The sequence below is a fragment of the Thermus brevis genome (assembly GCF_026427635.1).
Taxonomy (GTDB): domain Bacteria; phylum Deinococcota; class Deinococci; order Deinococcales; family Thermaceae; genus Thermus; species Thermus antranikianii.
This window is the reverse complement of sequence record NZ_CP102606.1, coordinates 1,023,885-1,042,783: the sequence shown is the minus strand read 5'-3', so window position 1 is coordinate 1,042,783 and position 18,899 is coordinate 1,023,885. Positions and strand designations below refer to the sequence as shown.

Below are 18,899 nucleotides of genomic sequence, written 5' to 3'. Positions count from 1 at the left end.
CTCTCCCCGCTACGGCTCCAGCGGGACCCAGAGCCGTATCAGCGGCCAGTTCAGAGAGCGCGGGGCGGGCATGCCGCCCGCCCCCTCCCAGGGGTGAACGGGTTCCCACAGCCCGGGCGAGAAGGGGTAGGTAAGCGGCTGGAGGAGGCCCCACGCCCGAGCCTGCCAAACGTGGTTGAGCTCGTGGGCCAGCGTGTCCCTACAACCCTTCTCCTCGGCGCGGGGGTCCACCACCACCACGCCCACGTAGTCCCCGCACAGGTTCCCGGGTAGCGATCGGTAGTAGATGGGCACGGGGTCCACAGCGAGCTCCACCGCTCCGGTCGGGCCAGGTAGGGCCACAGAGAGCTTGAGCTGGACGGCGGTGTCCCAGCTGTTTGGGGCCCCGTACTGCAGGGCCCCGAACAGGAGGAGGAGCAGTTTGAGGACGTCCACGCTCACAGCCCTAGCCCCGATGGATGGACGATTAGGTTTGGGGGCACTACTGTGATGCCTGAGCTGAGCGGAAGCACCGCGTCTTTTAGGACCCTGCCCTCAACGTCTATGACGCCGTACGAAGGGTTCAGGCATAGCAACTGACCTCGGTGAATGACCAGACGATTATCTAGGTGCCCAAACACGTCGGTGGAGACGAAGGAGTTGCTGGCCGTATCCCAGTAGTAGATGGGGTCGGTGGGCAGGTAGACCCGGTTTTTGTAAACGATGGGCCAAGAGTTCAACACGGAATTCCACGGACCGTTCACCCGGGTCCAGGAGATGCCATCCGCGCTCTTGAGGATCCTGCCGTCCGCGCTCATCCACCACGCGGACCCATCCCACACGATGCCGTAGATGCTATTTGCGCTCAGCGATCCTCCGTCTGCTGTGCCCGTGTAGGCAGTCCAGGTGTTGCCGTCATCGGTAGAGACGAAGATGTCGTTGCCTCCCACGGAGATGATCTTGGAGGGAGAGAACCCTAGAGCGTAGCTGTATTTTGAGGTGTTATTGAGGACCACAGCCCATGTGGCGCCGTGGTCGGTGGATTTCCTGATCACCGCATAACCGTAGGAGTCTGTCTGTGCGAAGAGGGACCCGGTGTACGGGTTGTAGAGGATGTAGCGGAACACTCCCGGGTTCGTCAGGGTTACGTAGCCCATGGTTTGGGTGTCAATGCGGTACAGGGTGGAGCCATTCAGCATGATCACGTAGGGGTCGTAGCGGGTGGCCTTCAGGGGGCTACTCAGAGCAATCATCTTCCTCCACGGCTTTATGAAGAGGGGGAGTGTCAGCGCCCCGCTGACCAGGTCTAAGAGCTTCTGGAAGGCTGGCTCCAGAGAAGCCGCCGTGCGGGGGTCTACCCCGTCTTCAGGCACCCAAATCTCCGCTGTGTACGATGCCGAACCTGTCAGCTTCTTCACCTCACACCTCCGGCACTAGGTCTCCTCCACCCCACTTCACCCCGTCGTTCTGCCACAAGCCGTCGTTCTGCCAAAGCTCCGCCACCCCGTACAGGATGGCGGCCAGCTTGGCGTGGGCGGGGAGGACGGCTCTCACCGCCCGGTAGAGGGCGGGTCGCTCGCTGACCGAGATGGGCCGCCCGCTTAGTAGCACGTAGACCTCGGCCCAGCGCACGTAGTTCACCCGCACGGCCTGGCCGTAGGTGAACCCCATGGCCACGGCCAGGCGGTAGACGCCCCCCGGCGTTCCCGCCCAGCGCCAGGTCTCGTGGGCCCGGGAAAGCCGCCCTCGGTAGGAGCTCTCCGTCTCGCTGGGGTAGCGGTCCAGGCGCCTCTCCCAGCCGAGGAGAGGGAGGGCGTCCGGCGGAGCCACGAGGGGGTAGCGGACGTTTCGCGCTTCCCGCGCCCGGTCCAGCTCCCCGTCCAGCACCTCTCCCACGGCGGTGGCGTAGAGCTGTCCGGTGGAGGTCTGGAACCAGGGCGGGAGGATGGCAGGTAGGGTCGTGCTGTAGCGTCCCATCTACACCCCCACCCAGGTGAGGTTTTGCGAGAGGACGGCGGCTTCCGTGACGGCGAGCTGGGTGTCCCCCACGGGGGCGGTGAGGTCCACGTCCACCACGTCAGAGCTGGACCGGATGGCGGCGATGATGGCGTCGTCATAGACCCACCCCCCGATGGGGATGGACCTCTCCAGGCTCTTCAGCGCGGCGTTCACCTGGCTCTGCGCGGTGGAGAGGGTGCCTGGCCGCACGTAGACGGTGCCCGTGATGGAGATGGTGCGGGGAGTGGCGGCGTAGACCTTGAGGTCCGCCACCAGGTCCTTCCGCTCCTGCAGGTAGGCGTCCACCGCCGCCACGTCCGCCGAGCCGATGCTCCCGTCTCCCCAGACCACCACGTCCACCGTCCCCTGGCCCCGAGGTTGCACCAGCACGGCCGCCTTCAGCACCGCCGGGGAAGCCTCTTTCGCCCAGGCCACGTACGCCTCGGCGGGCCGGGCGTAGGCCACGGTGGGCCAGAGGGAGCGGCACCTCTGCCGTAGCTCCTCGTCCGTCTCGGCGTCCCGCCCGGCGGTGATGAGCCAGCCCGAGGGGTTCGTGACCGAGAGGCCGGGGTAGGGGGTGTGGACCACGGTGATGGCCCCCGCCGCCACGTTCCAGGCGCTCCCCGGGCTCTCAGCCCGCACTCGTATGGACACGCTCCCCCCTTTTGGCACGGTGGCGTTCTCGGTGGCCACGAACCTCAGCCCGTCCGGCGTCCCCACCCAGAAGGAGCCCGCCTGGACGGTGTAGGGGCCCATGTCGGGGGCCGCCGTCAGGATCACCGTCCCCTCAGCGAACTGGGCGGGGTAGCGGGTCACGCCGTAGACGTTCTGGGCCAGGAGGTCCAGGTCCTCCCCTTCGGCGTAGGCCAGGAGCCCCGACCGGACCACCCTGGGGACCATGACGCTCACTTCGTCGGCGATAGCCATGGCGATGGCCTCCAGGAGGGTGCGGGCCACCCCGCCCGGGTACCAGTCGGTGACGGGGAAGCCCTTCCCCTGCAGGGCCGATAGGAGGAGGGACATCACCTCGTCCCTGGTCCTCGCCACGGAGAGCTCACTGAGGAGCGCCATAGAGCACCTCCACGCTCACGTCCCCTACCCGGAGGACCAGCCGGTAGGGGCCCGCCGCCGTCTCCACGGAGAGGGAGAGGCGGAACTCCCTGGGCCCCACCGCCGTCACGGAGGCGGTGGCGGACCGCACCCGGGGGTCCTTCTCCACCTCCATGACCGCCACCCGCTCTATCTCGTACTGGACCTCATCGGTCACGGTCTCCTGCAGGTACGCCCTCAGGTCGGTGCCGTACTCGGACTCGTACCAGAGAGCTCCCCTCGGGGTCATCAGCCGCCGGGCCAGGGCCTCGGCCAGGTTCTCGTACTCCCGCCGGAGCTTACCGGGGTTGAACTCGGGGAGGGCGGTGAGGTCCACGCCGAAGCTCAAGGCTCCACCTCCACCGTGGTACCCGGGCTAGCCTGCAGGACGGCCCCGCACCCCGTGACGCACCCCGCGTAGGCCACCGGGAGGCCGTCCGCCAACACCCGGCTGGAGCCACTCACGATGGGCGTGGTGCTGTGGCCCGGAAGAGGACAGACGTGCAGATCGCCCTGCCGGGCCACGCCCGCGCCGTTCGCGATGACCCGGAAGGAGCCCGAGATGACCTGGCCGCCGTGACTGGAGGTGTCTCCGACTCGTATGACCTTCGCCATGCTCTCACCCCAGAGAAACCGTGGACCCGCTGACGCTCACCGCGCCGCTGGCCGAGATGGACACGTCCCCCTGCACGGAGATGGAGACGCTCCCCTGAGTGGCGATCTCCAGCGTCTCCACCTGCGCCGGGTGGAGGACCAGGGCGTAGGGGGCCGAAGGGTCGCCGCCCTGGAAGCCCACCAGCACCAGGGAGTCCCGCCTGACCGTGGCCTTCACCCCCGGCACACCGACGGCCAGGGGAATCCACACGCCCACGGGGGGGACCACCTCGCCCCAGCTCCCCACGGGCTCCACCTGCACCTCGTTGGGTCGGGACTGGCGGACCAGGGCCGGGTAGAGGGCCAGGTACGGCAGGCGCTCGTCCCGGGCCAGGACCCGCACCGCCTCATGCGGGGTCATACCGCACCTCCGTCCGGGCCACCGAGGGGCCCCATACATGCCGCACCTCCACCACCCGCCCGTAACCCTTCAGGACCACGCCGGGCTTCAGGCCCTCGTCCAGCTCCAGCACCACCTCCGCTACCCGCTCCTCCAGGACCAGGGTCTGGGGAGCGTACTCGGGCCACGTCTCCTCCCCGGCCCACACCTTTCCCTCGGGGGTACAGCGCCAGGCCCCCTTCGCCGCCCGCACCAGAGCGGCCACGGCGCCGTAGGCGGGACCTCCCATGCGGACCCACTGAGGGGGAGAGTAGTCCAGCCTGGAAGAGCCGTCCAGCTCCTCTCCTACCTCGGAGAGGGTGTCCCGGAGGATGCCCAGGGCGTTCATCTCCTGGTACACCTTGGGCCGCACCGGCTGAGAGAGCTTCCCCTTCCCCGGCAGGACGACGGCCCGGAGGAGCCCCCGCTCCGGCCCGGCCTGGACCGCCGTCCCCTTGAAGATGGTGGAGGGGAAAGCGAGCTCCACCGCCTGGCCGGGCGTCACCTTCCCGCTGTCCCCGGCGGCGGCCAAGACCACATCCGCTCGCCACAGGCCCACCAGAGGGAGGAGGAGCTCTCCTCTGGCCGTGGGGGTGTTGTTCAGGACGATTTCCATCGCATCACCTGACCTGAATCCCGTCCAGGTCTATGACCCCGCCCGGGCCGGCGCCCCCGAGGGCCGTCCCCTTCTCAGGCGGCTTCTGCGCCTGCGGCCACCACTCCCTGAGGACCAGCCGGAGCTGGTAGCCTTCCTTCGGGCTGTAGGGCAGGAGCTCCACCCGCCACAGGTAGACCCGCTCCAGCCGCATGAGCTCAAGCTGGGGGTGGACCGCCGTGAGGGGCTTCGGCGCCTTGGCTCCCGCCGGGCGCCAGAGGTCCATGAGCCGCCGCACCTCGGGCCACTGCTTCTCGTCCCAGAGCGTGGCCTCCACGGTCACCTCCCGAGGAGCGTAGCCGAGGACGCTCACGCCCCGTTCCGGGGCCGTCTGCTCCAGCACCTCCCCGGTGGCGGTGATCCGGGGAGCGGTGAGGGTCACCTTCCCGCCCGGGCCCTGGAGGACCAGGCGGTCCCAGGCGGAGGGGTTCGCGAAGGGGCTAGACATGCCCCACCTCCATGGCCATGCGGACGAGCTCCTGCCGGATGGCGCGGGCGATGGCCGTGGGGTCGCCGCCGTCCGCCGAGACGCGGATGGCGCCCTCGTAGAGGTTCAGCACCACGCCGCCCTTCGCGGGAGAGACGGGGGCCGTGGCGGCGGGGACGGGGGCTCGGGGGACGCTCACCGGAGCCACCTCCGGCACCACGGCCAGGGTGGCGGCGGCGGCCACGGCCACGGGCATGGCCCGCTGGATGCCCCGGGCGAGGCCCAGGGCGCTCATCTCCCCCAGCCTCATCCACTCCCGGCTGGGGGAGCGCACCCCGAGAGCCGTCCTGCCGCCTTCCACGATGGCGCCGCCGATTCGCTGACCCCATTCCAGCGCTCCCCGCACCGCCCCTCCCAGCCGCTCCAGGGCGCTCAGGATGACGCTTCCTCCTGGTATGGCCCGGATGGCGCCCACCAGGGCGTCCCGGAGGGCGCCGGGGATGGAGCGGAGCGCGGCCCCGACGCGCTCGGGGAGAGCGCGGAACCACTCCACGATGGCGCCGATGACGCCCCGGAACCACTCCACCGCCCGGCCCCAGGCGCCCCGTATGCTCTCCCACACCCCGATGACGGCCTTACGGAAGGCGGGGAACCTATTCCACGCCCACGCCACCGCCGCCCCCACAGCGAGGATGGCCGCGGCGACCCAGCCGATGGGGCCGAGGGCCGCCATCCACCCGGCGCCCATGCGGAAGAGGGAGAGGGTGGTGGAGGCTACCGCCGGGACGACCCGGGTGGAGAGGAGGGCGCCGAAGCGGAGCGCCAGGGGGATGCCCTGAGCGGCCAGGACCCCGCTCCAGCGGAGGAGCGCCCCGGCCCCGCCCAGGGTGACGAGGTTGAGGAGCCGCCACGCCCCGGCGAGGGCGGCGATGTAGCCGATGGCCCGGGCCGCTCCGCTCGCCTGCCCGAGGCCGAGGCCGGCCTTCTGGCCGGGGGGGCCGGAGAAGAGCCGCCCCACGCCTTCCACCACCGGCCTCACCGCGCTCCACACGCCCCGGAGGGTGTCCACTCCGGCGGTGAAGCCTCGCCACAGCTCGGAGGCGTAGTAGCGGACCACGGGAGCCGCCCGGCGCACCCAGGCCACGGCGCGGTCCAAGGCGTCCAGCGCCCGGTCCACGAGGGCCTCCACCCTCCCCGGCTCCGTGGCCCGGGCCAGGGGGGAGAAGATGGCCGTGAAAGCGGCGGAAAAGGTTGCCTGGAGCCTTTCCTTCAGCCTCTTCCCCGTGGCGGTGTCGGGGTTCGTGGCCCGCTCTATGTTCATGAGGAACCGCTTCACCGCCGCCACGCCGGGGGTCTCGTCCAGGTCCATGAGGAGCTCCAGCGGGCGGGAGCGGAGGTTGGAGAGGAGCCCGGGGATTGAGGTGGTCAGGAGCTCCATGAGCGAGCCCAGCCTCCCGCCGGAGAACGTGGTCCTAATCACCTCCAGCACGGCGGTGATGCCGAGGTTGGGGCCGATCTTGCCGGCCTCCTGGAGCTTCCGCACCTGGTCCACGGTCGTGCCGAGCCGCTTCGCCAGCACCTCGTAGACCTTCCCGAGGGGGATACCCACCTCGGCCAGCTGCATCAGCTCCTCGGCTAGGAGCCGCTTTTTGCCTCGGATTTGCTCGAAGGTCCGAAGGACCCGCTCTATGACCTCGGGACTGAACCCCTTCAAGGCCGCGAGGTCACCCACCCCCTTGAGGATGACGGGGATCTCCACCTTCCGGAACCCGGTGGTGAGGAGGCGCTGGTAGGCGTCTACGATCTGCCCCGTATCAAAGGGCGTCCTGTTGGCGAACCGGACGGCCTCCCGGAGCAGACGGTTTGCCTCCTCGCGGGAACCTGTCAAGGTCTGGAACGCCGCCAAGGTGCTCTCCTTGAAGCTGGCGGCGTCCAGGGCCAGCTTCCCGGCGTACCCCGCCGCCCCCGCTATGAGGAGGTTCCTGAGGTTCAGCACCTGGCCCGCCACGCCGGAGACGGCGGCCCGGAGCTGGACGAACCCGGAGACGAGGGCCGCCACTCCCGCTTTAGCTCCTCCCACCGCGTACAGGGCGGTGGTGGCCAAGCGGGCCTGGGTGGCGGTGAGGGCGAGCTCCGTGCGGAGCACGCGGTAGGCCCCGGGGTAGTCCGCCGCCCGGGCCGCCTTCTCCACGGCGGCGAGCGCCCGCTCCACCCGCCTGGCGGGGGAGGTCACCTGGTCTATCAGGCGGATGTAGAGCTCCAGGACGTTCCTCGCCACCTAGTCCTCCATGGGGATCATCGCCAGCATGTGGGCCGCCTCCAGCATGGCCCCCGCCCTCGCCTCCGGGCCGTCCTCTCCCCGCTTCCACGCCCACAAGAGCTCCCCGGCGAGCACGGCGTCACGGGTGGAGAGCGCTCGCCGGAAGAGCTCTAGAGCTTTTTTAGCTGGACCTCCTCTACAGCCCCAGCGAGCTCCAGGAGCCGGGATGCCACGGCGTCCGCCAGGGCGGGGCGGGTCTCAAGGATGCGGTCCAGCTCCTCGGGGGAAGGCCACACCACGCAGTCCCGCACCAGGCGCTCCGTGGCGTCGCCCCTCCTCTCGGGGTCCAGGGTCATGGCGCGGAAGCGCCGGTACTCGGCCCGCCGGGGCGGGCGGACCACGAGCCCCACCCCGGCGGCCTCCACCCAGTAGACCTCCCCGTGCTCAGCGCGGAGCCGTTCTAGGGTCTGCTCGTCCGGGCGCATGCTCACCTAGCCTTCTTCTCAGCCAGCTTCACCTCGGCCACGTCCAGGCTGAACTTCCGCGTCAGGGGCTCGTTGCCCTGGCTGTGGCCGTCCGAGACCTCCTTGATTCGGCACCCGATGAGGCGGTCCGTGACCACCCGCCCGTTCCCCAGGGTGTAGGAGACGGTGATGTCCAGGGTCTTCTCCATGTAGCCGTTCCCCAGGGTGTTCAGGAGGTCCACGGCGTCCTCAATGTAGAGGGTGACGTCCGCCTCGTAGTCCACGTGGCCCCTGGTGTAGCCGAGCTTCTTCCCCTGCGAGCCGTAGACGGCGGTGCGTTCGGCCTTGATCGAGTAGTTGATCTCCTTGGCCTCATACTTCTTTCCGGCCACGGAAACCTCTATGGAGCCCCAGTCAGGGATGTAGCCGTTGATCGTGGGCATGCTCACCTCCTTACGCCGGGATCAGGGCGGGGTTTTCAAACCCCACCACCACCTCCAGCCAGTGCAGGTAGCCGAGGGGCCGCACCCGGACGGTGAGGGTGGTGGAGCGGGTGGAGAGGATGTTGGAGTCGCGCTTCAGCACCACGTCCACCGCCGAGGCGTGGCCGGGAGCCACGAGGGCGCCCTCCAGCTGACTGCGGATGTAGCCCTCTATGCGCTGGGCATCCCGCTCGTCTATGAGCCCGGAGTCGTCCACCCGCACGCTCTCCTGGAGGAACCTACGAGCCGCGCCCACCGCCACCCGGCAAGCCTGGTCCATCACCCGGCGGTTCTGCACCAGGTCAAAGTCGCTCCCGGGAGGAGCCTTCATTCGCCCCAGGGCGACGTAGTAGCCCGTCAGGCCGGAGTAGGTGCGGAAGGTGGTGAACCCGCCGGCGTCCAGACCGGGCAGGCGCCCCTCGTCGTGGTAGAGGCGGACGATGCCGGGGACGGGACCAGTAGCCACCCGTCCGGGGGCCTCGGAGATGGGGATGGCGGAGAGCCGCCCGGTGTAGGGCCAGGCCAGGGAGCGGCGCATCACTCGCCCGGTGAGGGGGGAGACGAGCTCGCCGTGGCCCGCCACCACCGCTACCCGGGTGGAGGTAGAGGAGCCGTACTCGGTGAGGAGGGCGTTCATCCACTGGCTCTCGGTCTCGCCATCTCCGATGTCCCGGGCCTCCAGCACGGCGAAGACGTAGCGTCCGTTGGCCTCGGCCTCAGCCATCTTGGCCGCCACGGCCCCGAACACGGTGGCCGAAGCGGCGCCCACCACGTGGACGAAGCCCCACTCCCGGGGGTCGCCGAGGAGGGCGCTCAGGGCGTCCGTGAGGTCGGTGAGGGACATGCCGGGCGGGGTGGTGGTGAAGGTGAAGCGGTCGCCCTGCTGGAAGTAGGTGGGGCCCGCGCCGTCGGTGAAGTTCAAAGTGAGCCCGGTGTCCTCCAGGGCGTAGCTCGCCGTCAAAGCCTTTTCCGCGCTCCAGGTGTCCCCTCCGTCCAGGGAGTAGCGGAAAGCGCTGTCGTTCCCGGCCACCGAGCCCGTGCGGGTGATCTCCACGATGACCTGGTAGGCGTCGGCGGGGGAACCGGTCACGGAGACCGTGCCCGTGGAGCTCCCCACCCGCTGGGCGGTAACGGGGCTGACGCTCCCGGCCACGCTAGCGTTGGCCCGCACCAGGTAGACCGGCCCACCCGCCAGGGCCAGGGCCACAGCGGCGGCCTCCACCAGAGGGCCGGTGCCGAAGGTGCTCTTGAGGTCGTCGTAGTTGGTGACCGGCACCAGCTCGTTGACGGGTCCTTGGGAGGACACACCGATCTTGGCGTGGATGTTCTCGGTCGGGACGGGGGCCACGCCCAACCCCCCGTCCTTCAGGGTCACGTACACGTCCGGCAGAGAGGGCTTCATCAGCGGATCACCTCCTTCATGGCGGTCTTCACCGCCCGCTCAAACGCCTCCCGGCTCACGGGCTGGCCCTCGGGCCAGCGCTCCTTGGCCGCCACGGCGGCCACGAGCCAGGGGGGCGTGCCCAGCTCCAGCGCCCACTCCTCGTAGGGGCGGACCAGAACCGTGGCCTCCTTCTCCTTCTCCTTCGGCATAGCTCACCTCCTACATCAGCCCGGCGCACTGCTGAGCGATGGCCTCCAGCGTTCCGTACCGAGCCCGCATGCCCACCCCCACCCGATAGACGCCCCGGAGCCGATAGGCCACGCCCAGGGCCAGCTGACCTCCCTCTATCCACTCTCCGCCTTCCCAGCTCAGCGGGAGGGGCAGGGCCCTGGCCAGGCTGAGGGCCTCGTGAAGCATGGCCTCGGTCTCGTCCCAGCCGGCGCCCCAGAGGTACAGGGAAAAGCCCACCTCACGGACGGCGAAGGGGCGGTCGCCGTCCGCGTCCAGGTAAAAGGGTGGCCCTGGGGGGGTGAAGCGCTCTTGTTCCGGTACCAGCACCAGGCGGGGCGGAACCCCGTTCTGGTCCAGGGCTTCGGTGCCGAGGTAGAGAGGCGTGCCAGGCGGGAGGGAGTCTCGCAGGGCCTGGTACAGGACCCTGATCATAACCTTTCCCAGTAAGCCTCTACCGCTTCCCGTATGCGGTCCAGGTATTCACCCAGATCGTCCACGGGGAAGAAGGGCCGGGCGGGAAGCTCTACCCGGTCGGTGGTGACCCACCTCCCCCTGCCTCCCTTCCGAACCCCCCGCCCGCCCGCCAGGCGGAAGCGCAGGTACTTGGCCCGCCTGGGGCGAATCACCGCCCCGAACTGGTGAGGGGCGGCGTAAATGACATTGGTGCCGATGGTGAAGCCATCCGGCCCAATCCGGGTCACATGGAAAGAGCGGCGCAAACGGCCCGTGTCCGAGAGGGTCTGCCCTCCCTCTAGCCGGGCCCGGAGGGACGGAACCCACGGACGGCCATGGGGGTCCGTGGCGGTGCGGAAGCGGTCACTCAGGGCGACCATAGCCCCTTCCGCTGCCGCGCGGGAGACCTCCCGCATGGCCTCGGGCCGGGTGAGGCGGTCCAGAGTCCTGAGGAGCCGGTCCAGCCCACGGAAGTCCCCCCGCACGCTCACGGCCACCTCCGCTCGCGGGTCACGGCCTGAATCGTGGAGGACGGCGAGTCAGGGGAAGCGTCCACCACTCCAGGGTCCACCCGGCCAGCCGCTACGCCCTCCAGCCAGCGGATGGCGTCCTCGTAGCGCATGCGCAGGTTCTCCTGCCCGGGGCGGGTGGGGTCGTAGCCACGCCGGCTCATGAGGTCGTAGGCGGCGATGAGGGCCACGGCCCGGGTGAGCCCGCGCCCCCAGGAGGCGAGAGGGAGGTCGTAGCGCGTCCGCAGGTACGAGTCCGCCAGGGCCGAGGCGGCCTCGAGGGCCGCTTCCTGCTCCGCCTCCGGGATGGAGGCCAGCACCGCCTCGGGGAGTCCGAGGGCGTGCAGGTCAGTCCTGCTGGCGTACGGCATTCCTAATCTGCTCCAGGGTCTTCTTGCCCACGCCCTTCACGGCGAGGAGCTCCTGGTCGGAAGCAGCCTCCACCGCCTCCAGGGTGGCGTACCCCGCCGCGAGGAGGGCGTCCCGGGCCGGGAAGCCCTCGGGGAGGGGGGTGCCCTCTGCGGGCTCAGAGGTGGGAACACCCTCCTGAGGATTCTCGGGCGCCCCCGCCCTCCGCAGCCTCTCACGCATGCGGCGTATGGCGTAGTAGCCCATACTACTGGGTCACCAGCCGCACCACCACGGGGTCGGTGTCCCCGGGCAGGCGGGAGTAGCGGTGGGCCACGAAGTAGACGTTCACGGCGGCCAGCATGGTGTCAGCCGCGATGTCCTTGTCGGTCTCAACGCTCGGCGCCCCGTTGTACCAGAGGGCGAGGGCCCCCCGGCGCACGAAGAGGGTCACGTAGGTGTTGGGGGTGCCGCTGATGACCGGGGCCCGGCGGGAGACGATGATGGGGAGCCCCAGCACCCTGGGCCTGCCGCCGCTCTGGGCGTCCACGAAAATCGGCTCGCCGGTGGTGGATTTCAGCTTCCTCAGGTCGTTCATCACCTTCGGGTGCATGACCACGGCGGCCACCGAGTCCTCGTTCTCCCCGAAGGCAGCGAGGGCGTCCACGATGGCGTCGTAGGAGATGGTGCCAGCGGAGGCGTTCACGGTCTGGACGCCACCGCCCGTGGTGGAGGCGGCCGCGTCCACCAGCGCTTTGTCAAACGCCCGCCGAGCCCCTTCAATCAGCTGGCGGGTGGCCTCGGCGTAGGGGTCGGCGTACATGGCCGCCATGCGGGCCCAGGTAGTCACCTCAAAGAGCTTCCCCGCCCGCTGCACCACGGCCTCTTCCGTGGTCATGGTCAGCGTCGCCGGGGTCAGGGAGGCGCCCTCTCCTACGATCTCGTACTCTCCAAGGACGCCGAAGTAGGGGATTTTGACCCTATCTCCACCTTTGACCCCGCCAGGCAGGGTGCGGCTCTCCACCACCGCGTCCGTGCCAATCAAAGCGACGCGGTCGGGCCACGCGCCCGCCACCGCGTCCGCCAGCACCTCCGGGATAAACAGGTCGCTCCTCGTGGTCACAGGCATCTCGTTCCCTCCTCAGCTTTCTTCCTCAGTACCCCAGCGCCTTCCGCCGCAGGGCGCGGTAGGCCTCGGGGTTCTTCTGGTACAGCTCGGCCCGCTCCTTGGGGGTCATGGCGTTCCAGTCCAGCCCCCCCAGTTCGGGCTCCTGCAGGTCGTTCTCACGTACCACCCTGGGGGCCACGGCGAGGAACGCCTCCAGCGCCTCGGGGGTCTGGCTCTCCGCCCAGGAGAGCATGGCCGGGGTGAGCTTCCCCTCCTTCTTCCCCTTCTCAATGAGGGCGCGAAGCCGCTCCCGCCGCCTCTCCTCCTCGAGGGCGGAAAGCCTCTCCTGGACTCGAGGCAGCTCCTCCGCCGCTTGCTTCCAGGCCAGGATTACCGCTTCTGCTTCATCCTCGCGGGTCTTGCCCGTTAGGGCCATCACCCGGCGAGGCCAGTCCATGAGGCGGAGAACCACCGCTTCGGCCTCCGCCTCGGAAGCGTCTTCCCTAAGCCCCAAAAGCCTCTTCACCCTTTCCATCCGGTTTTCCTCCCGCTCCCAGGGGGCCCGCTCGCCCATCTGCCGGTAGTGGCGGGCGATGTGGCGCCGCACGGCCTCTAGCTCGCTCTCCGGGATGTCCACGCCGCCCCGGGCCCCCTGGAGCGCGGCGGCGGCGGCGTAGACCCCCCGCTTGTGGACCACCAGCTTCCCGTCCACCACGTCGTGGTGGGGGAGCTTGTAGCTCCCGAACGACTCGGGGTTCCCCGAGTCGTACCAGGCGAAGGCTTTGCGGTACTTCTCCCAGTCTATGGTCTCCTTGTCCCCGCTCCCGTCCCGGCTCGCCCAGCGGCGCACCCGGGCCACGGCGGCGTCCGCGTCCCACGTCTCTCCCTCGTAGATCGGCCCCTCCTCAAAGGGCACCGCCTTGGCCACCAGGGGCTCCATGCGCTTGGTGGCGGGGAGGTTGGTGAGGGCGAGGTTGATGAGCTCCACGATGCGCCCCTCCTCGTCCACGTGGAAGGTGGGGCTGAAGTAGCGGTACTCCCGGTTGCGGAGGAGTTCCGCCGCCCTCGAGGTCCACTCCACCTCCACCGCCCAGAGGCCGTCCTCCCGCACCTCCAGGGAGAACCATCCGGCGGCGGGCACCGGCCCGTTTGTCACCGGGTGGAAGGTCTGGTGCTCGTAGTCTATGGAGAGCCGGTTGCCGTAGTCCAACCACCGCTGGTAGACCCGTTCGGCGTCCTCCCGGGTGAAGAGGAAGGTCCCCTTCGTGGTCTCGATCTCCCCGTAGGGCCAGATGCGAAACTCCCGTGGAGGCTCGCCCACGGGAAGCTCCAAGGTCAGGCTGTGCCGGGTCATGGCTCACGAAAAACCCCGGGGTAGCCCCGGGGTGCAGTTTGGCGATTCTAGGAGCATCATAGCGAAAACCGGACTCCTCTGCAAGGGGAGTGGTATAATGGCGGCAAACCCACCGGGCTGGGCCTGGGTTCCCGATAGCCCGGTGCAGGACGGGCGGCCCTCCAGGGGGCCGTTCCCCGTTTTATTGGCCCCACCGGAGGAACCCCACGCGCTGATTTTGGAGATAGCCGTAGTCTCTAGACTCCACGAAGGTCAGGGCCACCAGGACCCCCCGGTGCACCTCCGCCGAGAGGACAAGGTGCCGGTCCCGGCCCTCCCGGTAAACCTTGAGGTAGCGCTGGCGGAAGACGACTCGCCTTTCGTGTTGGAGAGGGACGAGCCACACCTCCTGCGGTGCCTCTACCAGGTCCTTGAGCCAGGCCAAAAAGCGCTCCCTCCCGTCCAGCCTAAGGTGGCCGAGGAGACCCCGGTCCACCAGGACGGGGAGGCCCGTGGGGTCCACGAGGAGGGCGGGGAGCCCGCCCAGCGCCTCCGCGAGGAGGGCCAGGAAGCGCTCCTCCCCCACCTCCGCCGCCGTGGGGAATGGGCGAGAGGGCGGGGGCACGGGGGGAAGACGCTCCGGCCTCCCGTAGGAGCGCCAGGTGGGGGGCTCCCCAGCGAAGGCGGGCGCCCACGGGAGACGGGCCGCTTCCCGCTGCCCACGGGCGTAGCCCTCCACCCACTCCTCCTCCGCCGGGGAGAGGCCGAAGCCCTCCTGCGGGGGGACGCCGGGCAGGGTCTGGGTCACGCCTCGGCGCTCGGCCTCCGCCCGGGTGAGGGCCCGCACCCCGCTTCGGCAGTTGTGGTGCAGGGGGGGCCAGTTATCCCGCCACCACGGGTCGTCCGCCGGGCGCACCACCCCGTCCCGGGCGCGGCAGATCTCCGTGGTGCGGGAGTCCAGCACGGCGTCGTACATGAGGTAGGGGTGGGAGCGCCGCACGGCGGGGTCCTGGAGCTGGTCCCAGCGCCCGGCGGAGTAAGCGGCCTGGACGTTGTTCCTGAATATGGTCTCCAGGTGGGCGTGGCTCCACCCCCCACCCAAAATGCGCAGGGCCTCCTTCCGCCACTCCTCCAAGGGCGTCCCCTCCTCCAGAGCCCGGAGGACGCTCTGGTGCAGGAGGGCGAGGCGGTCTAGGAGCGCCACCCCGGCGGCGGTGAAAGCCCGCCGGCGGGCCTCCTGGGTGAGGAGGTTCCACTCCCCCTTCAGCAGGGGGACCTTCCCCTGGAACCAGGAGACCGCCTCCTCAAAACGGGTGGGGTCCGCGCTAACGCTCCACATCGCGGATCACCGAGTACCGCCCCGCCAGGCCCGCGAGAACCAGAGCCCGCTCCGTGAGGGCGGCCACGTCCTCCGGGGAGGCCTCCCGGAAGCGCCGCATGAGGAGGGCCCGCACCTCCTCATAGCTCTGAGCTCGTGCGAGGTCGGCCTCGAGGCCCGCCAGCGGGTCGGGGAGGCGGGAGAGGAGGCGGTCCGCCAGAGCGTCCGCGTAGAGCTGGCCCTGGACGAACCCGGGGGCCTCCTGAGGCGGGTCCCCCGAGGCGAGGCGCACGAGCCCCCGCCCCTTGCGCACGGGGAGGCCGTACTCCTCCAGGAGAGCGTCCAGGTCCACGTTCGCCCCCGCCTGGGCGAAGGTCGCCACGGCCTGGGCCAGACGCTGCAGGGTCTCCGCCCGGGCGGCCAGGTCCTCGGGAGGCGTGGGGTCCCAGCGGGGCCAGGGGGCGAGGGCGGGGTCCCCCGCGTTCCACTCGGCCCAGAGGGCCAGGACGCCGTTCCTCAGACCCGTGGCCAGGGTCTCCACGTCCGCCTCCAGGAGGTCCGCGCGTACGGCCTCGTGCACCCGCGCGGCGGCGTAGCTCCCGCCCTGGACGTCCGTGGTGAGGTTCTGCCCCAGGATGGCGATGGTCATGGCCCGGTCCGCCCAGGCGATGGCCTCGGCCTTGGAGCGCCACACCCCCTCCGGGGGGGCCAGCATCTCCAGCCGCCACCCCTCGGGGAGGACCAGTCCCGTGTCGCCGCCGAGGTCCGCGAGAAGCTGGGCGAGTTCCTTCCCCGTCTCCCCCGTAGGGCCCTCGGCGTGGGCCACCCGGAGGGCCCCCACCTCGTTATCCCGGGCCCAGTAGCGCACGGCGTCCATTTTTACCAGCCAGGGCAGGGCCAGGGACCGCCACAGCCCCTTCTCCCACGGGCGCTTAGAGCCATAGGGCGTGAAGAGGAACCACATCCCCGGCTCCAGGGGGTGTTCTCGCCCCGTGGCGTCCCGCACCCGCCACGCTCCGTCCCGCATCACCAGAGCCCCGGGGTTCCAGACGTCCAGCTTCGGCCAGAGGAACCCGTCCTCCTCCACCCAGGAGACGGCGGCGAGGCCCACCCCGGTGAGGAGGGCCCAGACCATGAGCTCGTGCAGGGTTTCCTCGGGGAAGATGCTCCACCACCGCTCCTCCAGGAGTTTCGCCCAGCGCTCCCCGCCCGGAACCGGCTCCAGCGCGAACGGCAGACCTAGAAGGCCCCGGACCCGCACGGAGATGGCCGCCTGCACCCGCTCGTCCCCCAGGATGGCCCGGGCGAGCTCGGCCACGAGGCGCATGTCCCCCTGCTGGGCCAGGGCCCAGACGGCCCTGACCTCCGCCGGAGTCCACTCGGCCCGGAGCCAGCCCCTGGGCTCCTGGTACGTGTTCTGCACCGGTTTAGCCATGGATGTCCCTCCATATCTGCAGGAGCCTCGGGCGGGCGAGGGCAAAACCCACCCGGTCAGGGCGAGGGGACCAGAGGAACGCGGCCAGGTCCCTCGCCTCCTGGCTCCGCTCGTGGGGCGGGCGGTCCAGCTCCAGAGCCCTCCGGAGGGCGTCCCGCACCACGTCCCAGGGGTACCACCGCCCCCCGATCCGGATGGCGTAGCTCCCCGCCTGGGCCACCAGCCGCTCGACCTCCCCCCGGCGCCCCCGGCCAGGAGGGCCCACGCGGCGCATGCGGGCGTTCAGCGCTCCCCAGAGGAGGAAGGCGGGGTCAACACCAGGGCGACCTCGGCGCTCTCGTAGATGAGCCCGCAGCGCCCGCACCTGTACCGCCGCACCAGCATCACGTCCGGCCATTCTCCCTCCACACCCACCCGCCCCCTGGACTGCACCTCCGTGGAGCCGCACCGGGGGCAGGGCAGAGTTTTGCCGATCTTAGCCGTAGTATACGTCGTTTTGGAGCCCACTACCACCTCCCCTTCACCCGGTAGGGGCCCCCGGTAGGGGCCGCGTGCCGGGCGGCCCACACCGCGAGGGCCAGGGCCATCACCGTGTCGTCGTGCGCCCCGGAGGGGGCCTCGTAGCTCACCCCGTAGGCCGTCTGGCGGGCCTCGAGGGCCCGGAGCTCGCCGAGGAGGGCGGGGTCCGGGTAGAGGAGGAGCCTCCCCTCGGCGAGGGCCAGGCGGAGCTCCGTGACCAGGGGAGGCTTCGTCGTGTGGGTGAACCGGTACGGGTAGGTGTTGGGGTAGGCCCGCCGCAGGCGGTCGTAGACCGGGTCGCCCACGCCCGTGGCGTCCACGAGGAGCCTGGGATCGTAGGGGCGGACCAAGGCCAGGACCCTGTCTACCGTCTCCTCCCACTCCGCCCGCCAGCGCTCCAGGCGCACCAGGCGCATGGCGTCCGGCTCCGTGGCGTCCAGGATGGCGAGAGCGGTCCAGTCGTGCAGGCGGGCGAGGTCCAGCCCGGCCACGTAGCGCCGCCCCTCCCGGGGCTCCTCGGGGCCGGGCAGGCGTGTGGCCCGTTCTACGTCCTCCTCGGGGATGGCCCCCCCAGAGGAGAGGAACTCGCACAGGTACTCCTGCCGGAACCGCCACTCGCCGAGCGCGCGGCGCTCCTCCTCCAGGAAGGCGGGGTCTAGGTGGGGCACGTCATAGGCCGTCACCATCACCCGCTCCCACCCCTCCCCCTCCACCCACTCCCGCCAAAACCACCCACGGGTGCCGAAGGGGGTGGAGATGGCCACCAAGCGGCCACGGGTGGCCGCGAGCATGGGGCGCACGGCGGTGTAGAGGTCGTCGGGGATCCACGCGGCCTCGTCCAGAACCACGAGGTGGGCGCTGTATCCCCGGATGGTCCCCTCCCTGGCGGGGAGGGCGATGACCCGGCTCCCGTTGGCGAGCTCCAGGCGGAGAGCGCTCTCCGCCTGGAGCTCCAGGCTCAGGGCTTGGGCGAATCGCCGGACCTTCGCGGCCAGCTCCTGGCTCTGCCGCTGGGAGGGGGCGATGAGGAGCACCGTGGCCTCCGGGCGCACCAGGGCGGTGTGGAGGGCGAGGGCCGCGGATGCGGTGCTCTTCCCCGCCTGGCGGGAAGCGAGGAGGAGGAGGCGAGGAGCTGGCGAGAGGAGCGCCCGCCGCTGCCACGGGGCGGGGGTGATTCCCGCCCGCTTGAGGACCACCGTGGGGTCTAGGGCGAGGGCCAGGTCCTGGGCGAGCTCACGCACCGGCCTCCTCCAACCGCTCTACCAGGGCCGCCCTGGCCTCGGGGTAGGGGGCCAGGGCCTCGAGGACCAGGGCCTTCAGCCGGGCCCACTCAGGGCTCGCCACCAGCGCCACCTGGACCTTCGGGGACTCGTCCAGCTCTCCGAGGAGCCGCGCTTCAAGCTCCAGAAGCCTGGTGGCCGCGCCGATGGCCTGCACCGCCGCCGTGTAGCGTCCCCTGGCGCGGGCTTCCTCCAGGACCTCCCTGGCCTGGCGGTTGAGCTCCATGATCCTCTCCAGAACCGTTTTCCCTTGCTCAACCGCCTGCGCCTCCACGGCCTTTTGCACGGTCTCGGAGATGTGCTTGCGGTGGCGATACAGCGAATCGCGCGAAACGCCAAACTGTTGCGTTATTTCGCGGAATGAAGCGCCACTTGCGAGCAAGCGCTCAATCTCAAGCCGCTTGGGGTGCAGACAGACCGTGCACTTCCTCGGCACCTATCACCCCCTCACCCCGCCCCACCAAGAGCCCCCCGGCCCCCCAAGGCCCTTGGCGGCGCGGTTTTGCCCCAAGATATGGGTTGACCCGGTTTTGGTTAGGCGGCTCCGGAAACCGCCGATTAGGGCCGGTACCTCGGGTAGGCGGGGGTTGGACC

The 18,899-nt window shown here is 70.2% G+C and carries 26 protein-coding genes; all 26 read right to left on the bottom strand.

Going from position 1 to position 18,899, the window contains the following annotated elements; translation table 11 throughout:
* Positions 1-9: 9 nt before the first annotated feature.
* Positions 10-441: a hypothetical protein gene (locus KQ693_RS05940; RefSeq protein WP_267262241.1), complete on the bottom strand. Its 432-nt coding sequence runs from the start codon at positions 439-441 to the stop codon at positions 10-12.
* On the bottom strand, positions 438-1,397 hold the full coding sequence (locus tag KQ693_RS05935; protein ID WP_267262240.1) for a WD40/YVTN/BNR-like repeat-containing protein: 960 nt from the start codon (positions 1,395-1,397) through the stop codon (positions 438-440). Before KQ693_RS05935 ends, KQ693_RS05940 begins: the two co-directional genes overlap by 4 nt.
* Position 1,398: 1 nt before the next feature.
* On the bottom strand, positions 1,399-1,956 hold the full coding sequence (locus KQ693_RS05930) for a phage tail protein (RefSeq protein ID WP_267262239.1): 558 nt from the start codon (positions 1,954-1,956) through the stop codon (positions 1,399-1,401).
* Positions 1,957-3,048, bottom strand: coding sequence for a baseplate J/gp47 family protein (locus KQ693_RS05925; protein ID WP_267262238.1), 1,092 nt, complete (start codon positions 3,046-3,048; stop codon positions 1,957-1,959).
* The gene (locus KQ693_RS05920) at positions 3,032-3,415 is read right to left on the bottom strand and encodes a GPW/gp25 family protein (protein ID WP_267262237.1); all 384 of its coding nucleotides are present in this window, start codon (positions 3,413-3,415) and stop codon (positions 3,032-3,034) included. Before KQ693_RS05920 ends, KQ693_RS05925 begins: the two co-directional genes overlap by 17 nt.
* Positions 3,412-3,681, bottom strand: a complete 270-nt coding sequence (locus KQ693_RS05915; RefSeq protein ID WP_267262236.1) for a PAAR domain-containing protein — start codon at positions 3,679-3,681, stop codon at positions 3,412-3,414. Before KQ693_RS05915 ends, KQ693_RS05920 begins: the two co-directional genes overlap by 4 nt.
* A gap of 4 nt (positions 3,682-3,685) precedes the next feature.
* Positions 3,686-4,081 carry a hypothetical protein gene (locus tag KQ693_RS05910; RefSeq protein ID WP_267262235.1) on the bottom strand — a complete coding sequence of 132 codons (396 nt, stop codon included), beginning with the start codon at positions 4,079-4,081 and terminating at the stop codon, positions 3,686-3,688.
* Positions 4,068-4,715: a hypothetical protein gene (locus tag KQ693_RS05905; RefSeq protein WP_267262234.1), complete on the bottom strand. Its 648-nt coding sequence runs from the start codon at positions 4,713-4,715 to the stop codon at positions 4,068-4,070. Before KQ693_RS05905 ends, KQ693_RS05910 begins: the two co-directional genes overlap by 14 nt.
* Positions 4,716-4,719: 4 nt before the next feature.
* The gene (locus KQ693_RS05900; protein WP_267262233.1) at positions 4,720-5,202 is read right to left on the bottom strand and encodes a hypothetical protein; all 483 of its coding nucleotides are present in this window, start codon (positions 5,200-5,202) and stop codon (positions 4,720-4,722) included.
* Entirely contained in the window at positions 5,195-7,459 is a 2,265-nt protein-coding gene (locus KQ693_RS05895; protein WP_267262232.1) for a tape measure protein, read from the bottom strand. The genes KQ693_RS05900 and KQ693_RS05895 overlap by 8 nt, the downstream gene beginning before the upstream one ends.
* A 152-nt stretch (positions 7,460-7,611) precedes the next feature.
* Entirely contained in the window at positions 7,612-7,926 is a 315-nt protein-coding gene (locus tag KQ693_RS05890) for a DUF6848 family protein (RefSeq protein WP_267262231.1), read from the bottom strand.
* A 2-nt stretch (positions 7,927-7,928) separates the two neighbouring features.
* A complete protein-coding gene (locus tag KQ693_RS05885) occupies positions 7,929-8,348 on the bottom strand; it encodes a hypothetical protein (RefSeq protein WP_267262230.1) in 420 nt (139 codons plus the stop codon).
* 10 nt (positions 8,349-8,358) lie between these two features.
* Complete coding sequence (locus KQ693_RS05880) at positions 8,359-9,789, bottom strand: DUF2586 family protein (protein ID WP_267262229.1); 1,431 nt, start codon at positions 9,787-9,789, stop codon at positions 8,359-8,361.
* Positions 9,789-9,980, bottom strand: a complete 192-nt coding sequence (locus tag KQ693_RS05875) for a hypothetical protein (protein WP_267262228.1) — start codon at positions 9,978-9,980, stop codon at positions 9,789-9,791. The genes KQ693_RS05880 and KQ693_RS05875 overlap by 1 nt, the downstream gene beginning before the upstream one ends.
* A gap of 10 nt (positions 9,981-9,990) precedes the next feature.
* Complete coding sequence (locus KQ693_RS05870) at positions 9,991-10,434, bottom strand: hypothetical protein (protein WP_267262227.1); 444 nt, start codon at positions 10,432-10,434, stop codon at positions 9,991-9,993.
* Complete coding sequence (locus KQ693_RS05865) at positions 10,431-10,946, bottom strand: phage virion morphogenesis family protein (RefSeq protein ID WP_267262226.1); 516 nt, start codon at positions 10,944-10,946, stop codon at positions 10,431-10,433. Before KQ693_RS05865 ends, KQ693_RS05870 begins: the two co-directional genes overlap by 4 nt.
* Complete coding sequence (locus KQ693_RS05860; RefSeq protein WP_267262225.1) at positions 10,943-11,335, bottom strand: phage protein Gp36 family protein; 393 nt, start codon at positions 11,333-11,335, stop codon at positions 10,943-10,945. The genes KQ693_RS05865 and KQ693_RS05860 overlap by 4 nt, the downstream gene beginning before the upstream one ends.
* Positions 11,313-11,555 carry a helix-hairpin-helix domain-containing protein gene (locus tag KQ693_RS05855; protein WP_267262224.1) on the bottom strand — a complete coding sequence of 81 codons (243 nt, stop codon included), beginning with the start codon at positions 11,553-11,555 and terminating at the stop codon, positions 11,313-11,315. The genes KQ693_RS05860 and KQ693_RS05855 overlap by 23 nt, the downstream gene beginning before the upstream one ends.
* Before the next feature lie 25 nt (positions 11,556-11,580).
* On the bottom strand, positions 11,581-12,387 hold the full coding sequence (locus KQ693_RS05850; protein WP_267262223.1) for a phage major capsid protein: 807 nt from the start codon (positions 12,385-12,387) through the stop codon (positions 11,581-11,583).
* Between the two features lie 79 nt (positions 12,388-12,466).
* Entirely contained in the window at positions 12,467-13,774 is a 1,308-nt protein-coding gene (locus KQ693_RS05845; RefSeq protein ID WP_267262222.1) for a phage protease, read from the bottom strand.
* A 181-nt stretch (positions 13,775-13,955) separates the two neighbouring features.
* Positions 13,956-15,092 carry a PBECR2 nuclease fold domain-containing protein gene (locus tag KQ693_RS05840; protein ID WP_267262221.1) on the bottom strand — a complete coding sequence of 379 codons (1,137 nt, stop codon included), beginning with the start codon at positions 15,090-15,092 and terminating at the stop codon, positions 13,956-13,958.
* Positions 15,079-16,506 (bottom strand): phage portal protein family protein, encoded by a 1,428-nt coding sequence (locus KQ693_RS05835; protein ID WP_267262220.1) that lies wholly within the window; start codon positions 16,504-16,506, stop codon positions 15,079-15,081. The genes KQ693_RS05840 and KQ693_RS05835 overlap by 14 nt, the downstream gene beginning before the upstream one ends.
* A complete protein-coding gene (locus KQ693_RS05830) occupies positions 16,499-16,780 on the bottom strand; it encodes a hypothetical protein (protein ID WP_267262219.1) in 282 nt (93 codons plus the stop codon). Before KQ693_RS05830 ends, KQ693_RS05835 begins: the two co-directional genes overlap by 8 nt.
* A gap of 8 nt (positions 16,781-16,788) precedes the next feature.
* Positions 16,789-16,914 (bottom strand): hypothetical protein, encoded by a 126-nt coding sequence (locus KQ693_RS05825; RefSeq protein ID WP_267262218.1) that lies wholly within the window; start codon positions 16,912-16,914, stop codon positions 16,789-16,791.
* 98 nt (positions 16,915-17,012) lie between these two features.
* Complete coding sequence (locus KQ693_RS05820) at positions 17,013-18,266, bottom strand: terminase large subunit domain-containing protein (protein WP_267262217.1); 1,254 nt, start codon at positions 18,264-18,266, stop codon at positions 17,013-17,015.
* Complete coding sequence (locus KQ693_RS05815) at positions 18,259-18,579, bottom strand: hypothetical protein (protein WP_267262216.1); 321 nt, start codon at positions 18,577-18,579, stop codon at positions 18,259-18,261. The genes KQ693_RS05820 and KQ693_RS05815 overlap by 8 nt, the downstream gene beginning before the upstream one ends.
* Positions 18,580-18,899 lie beyond the last annotated feature (320 nt).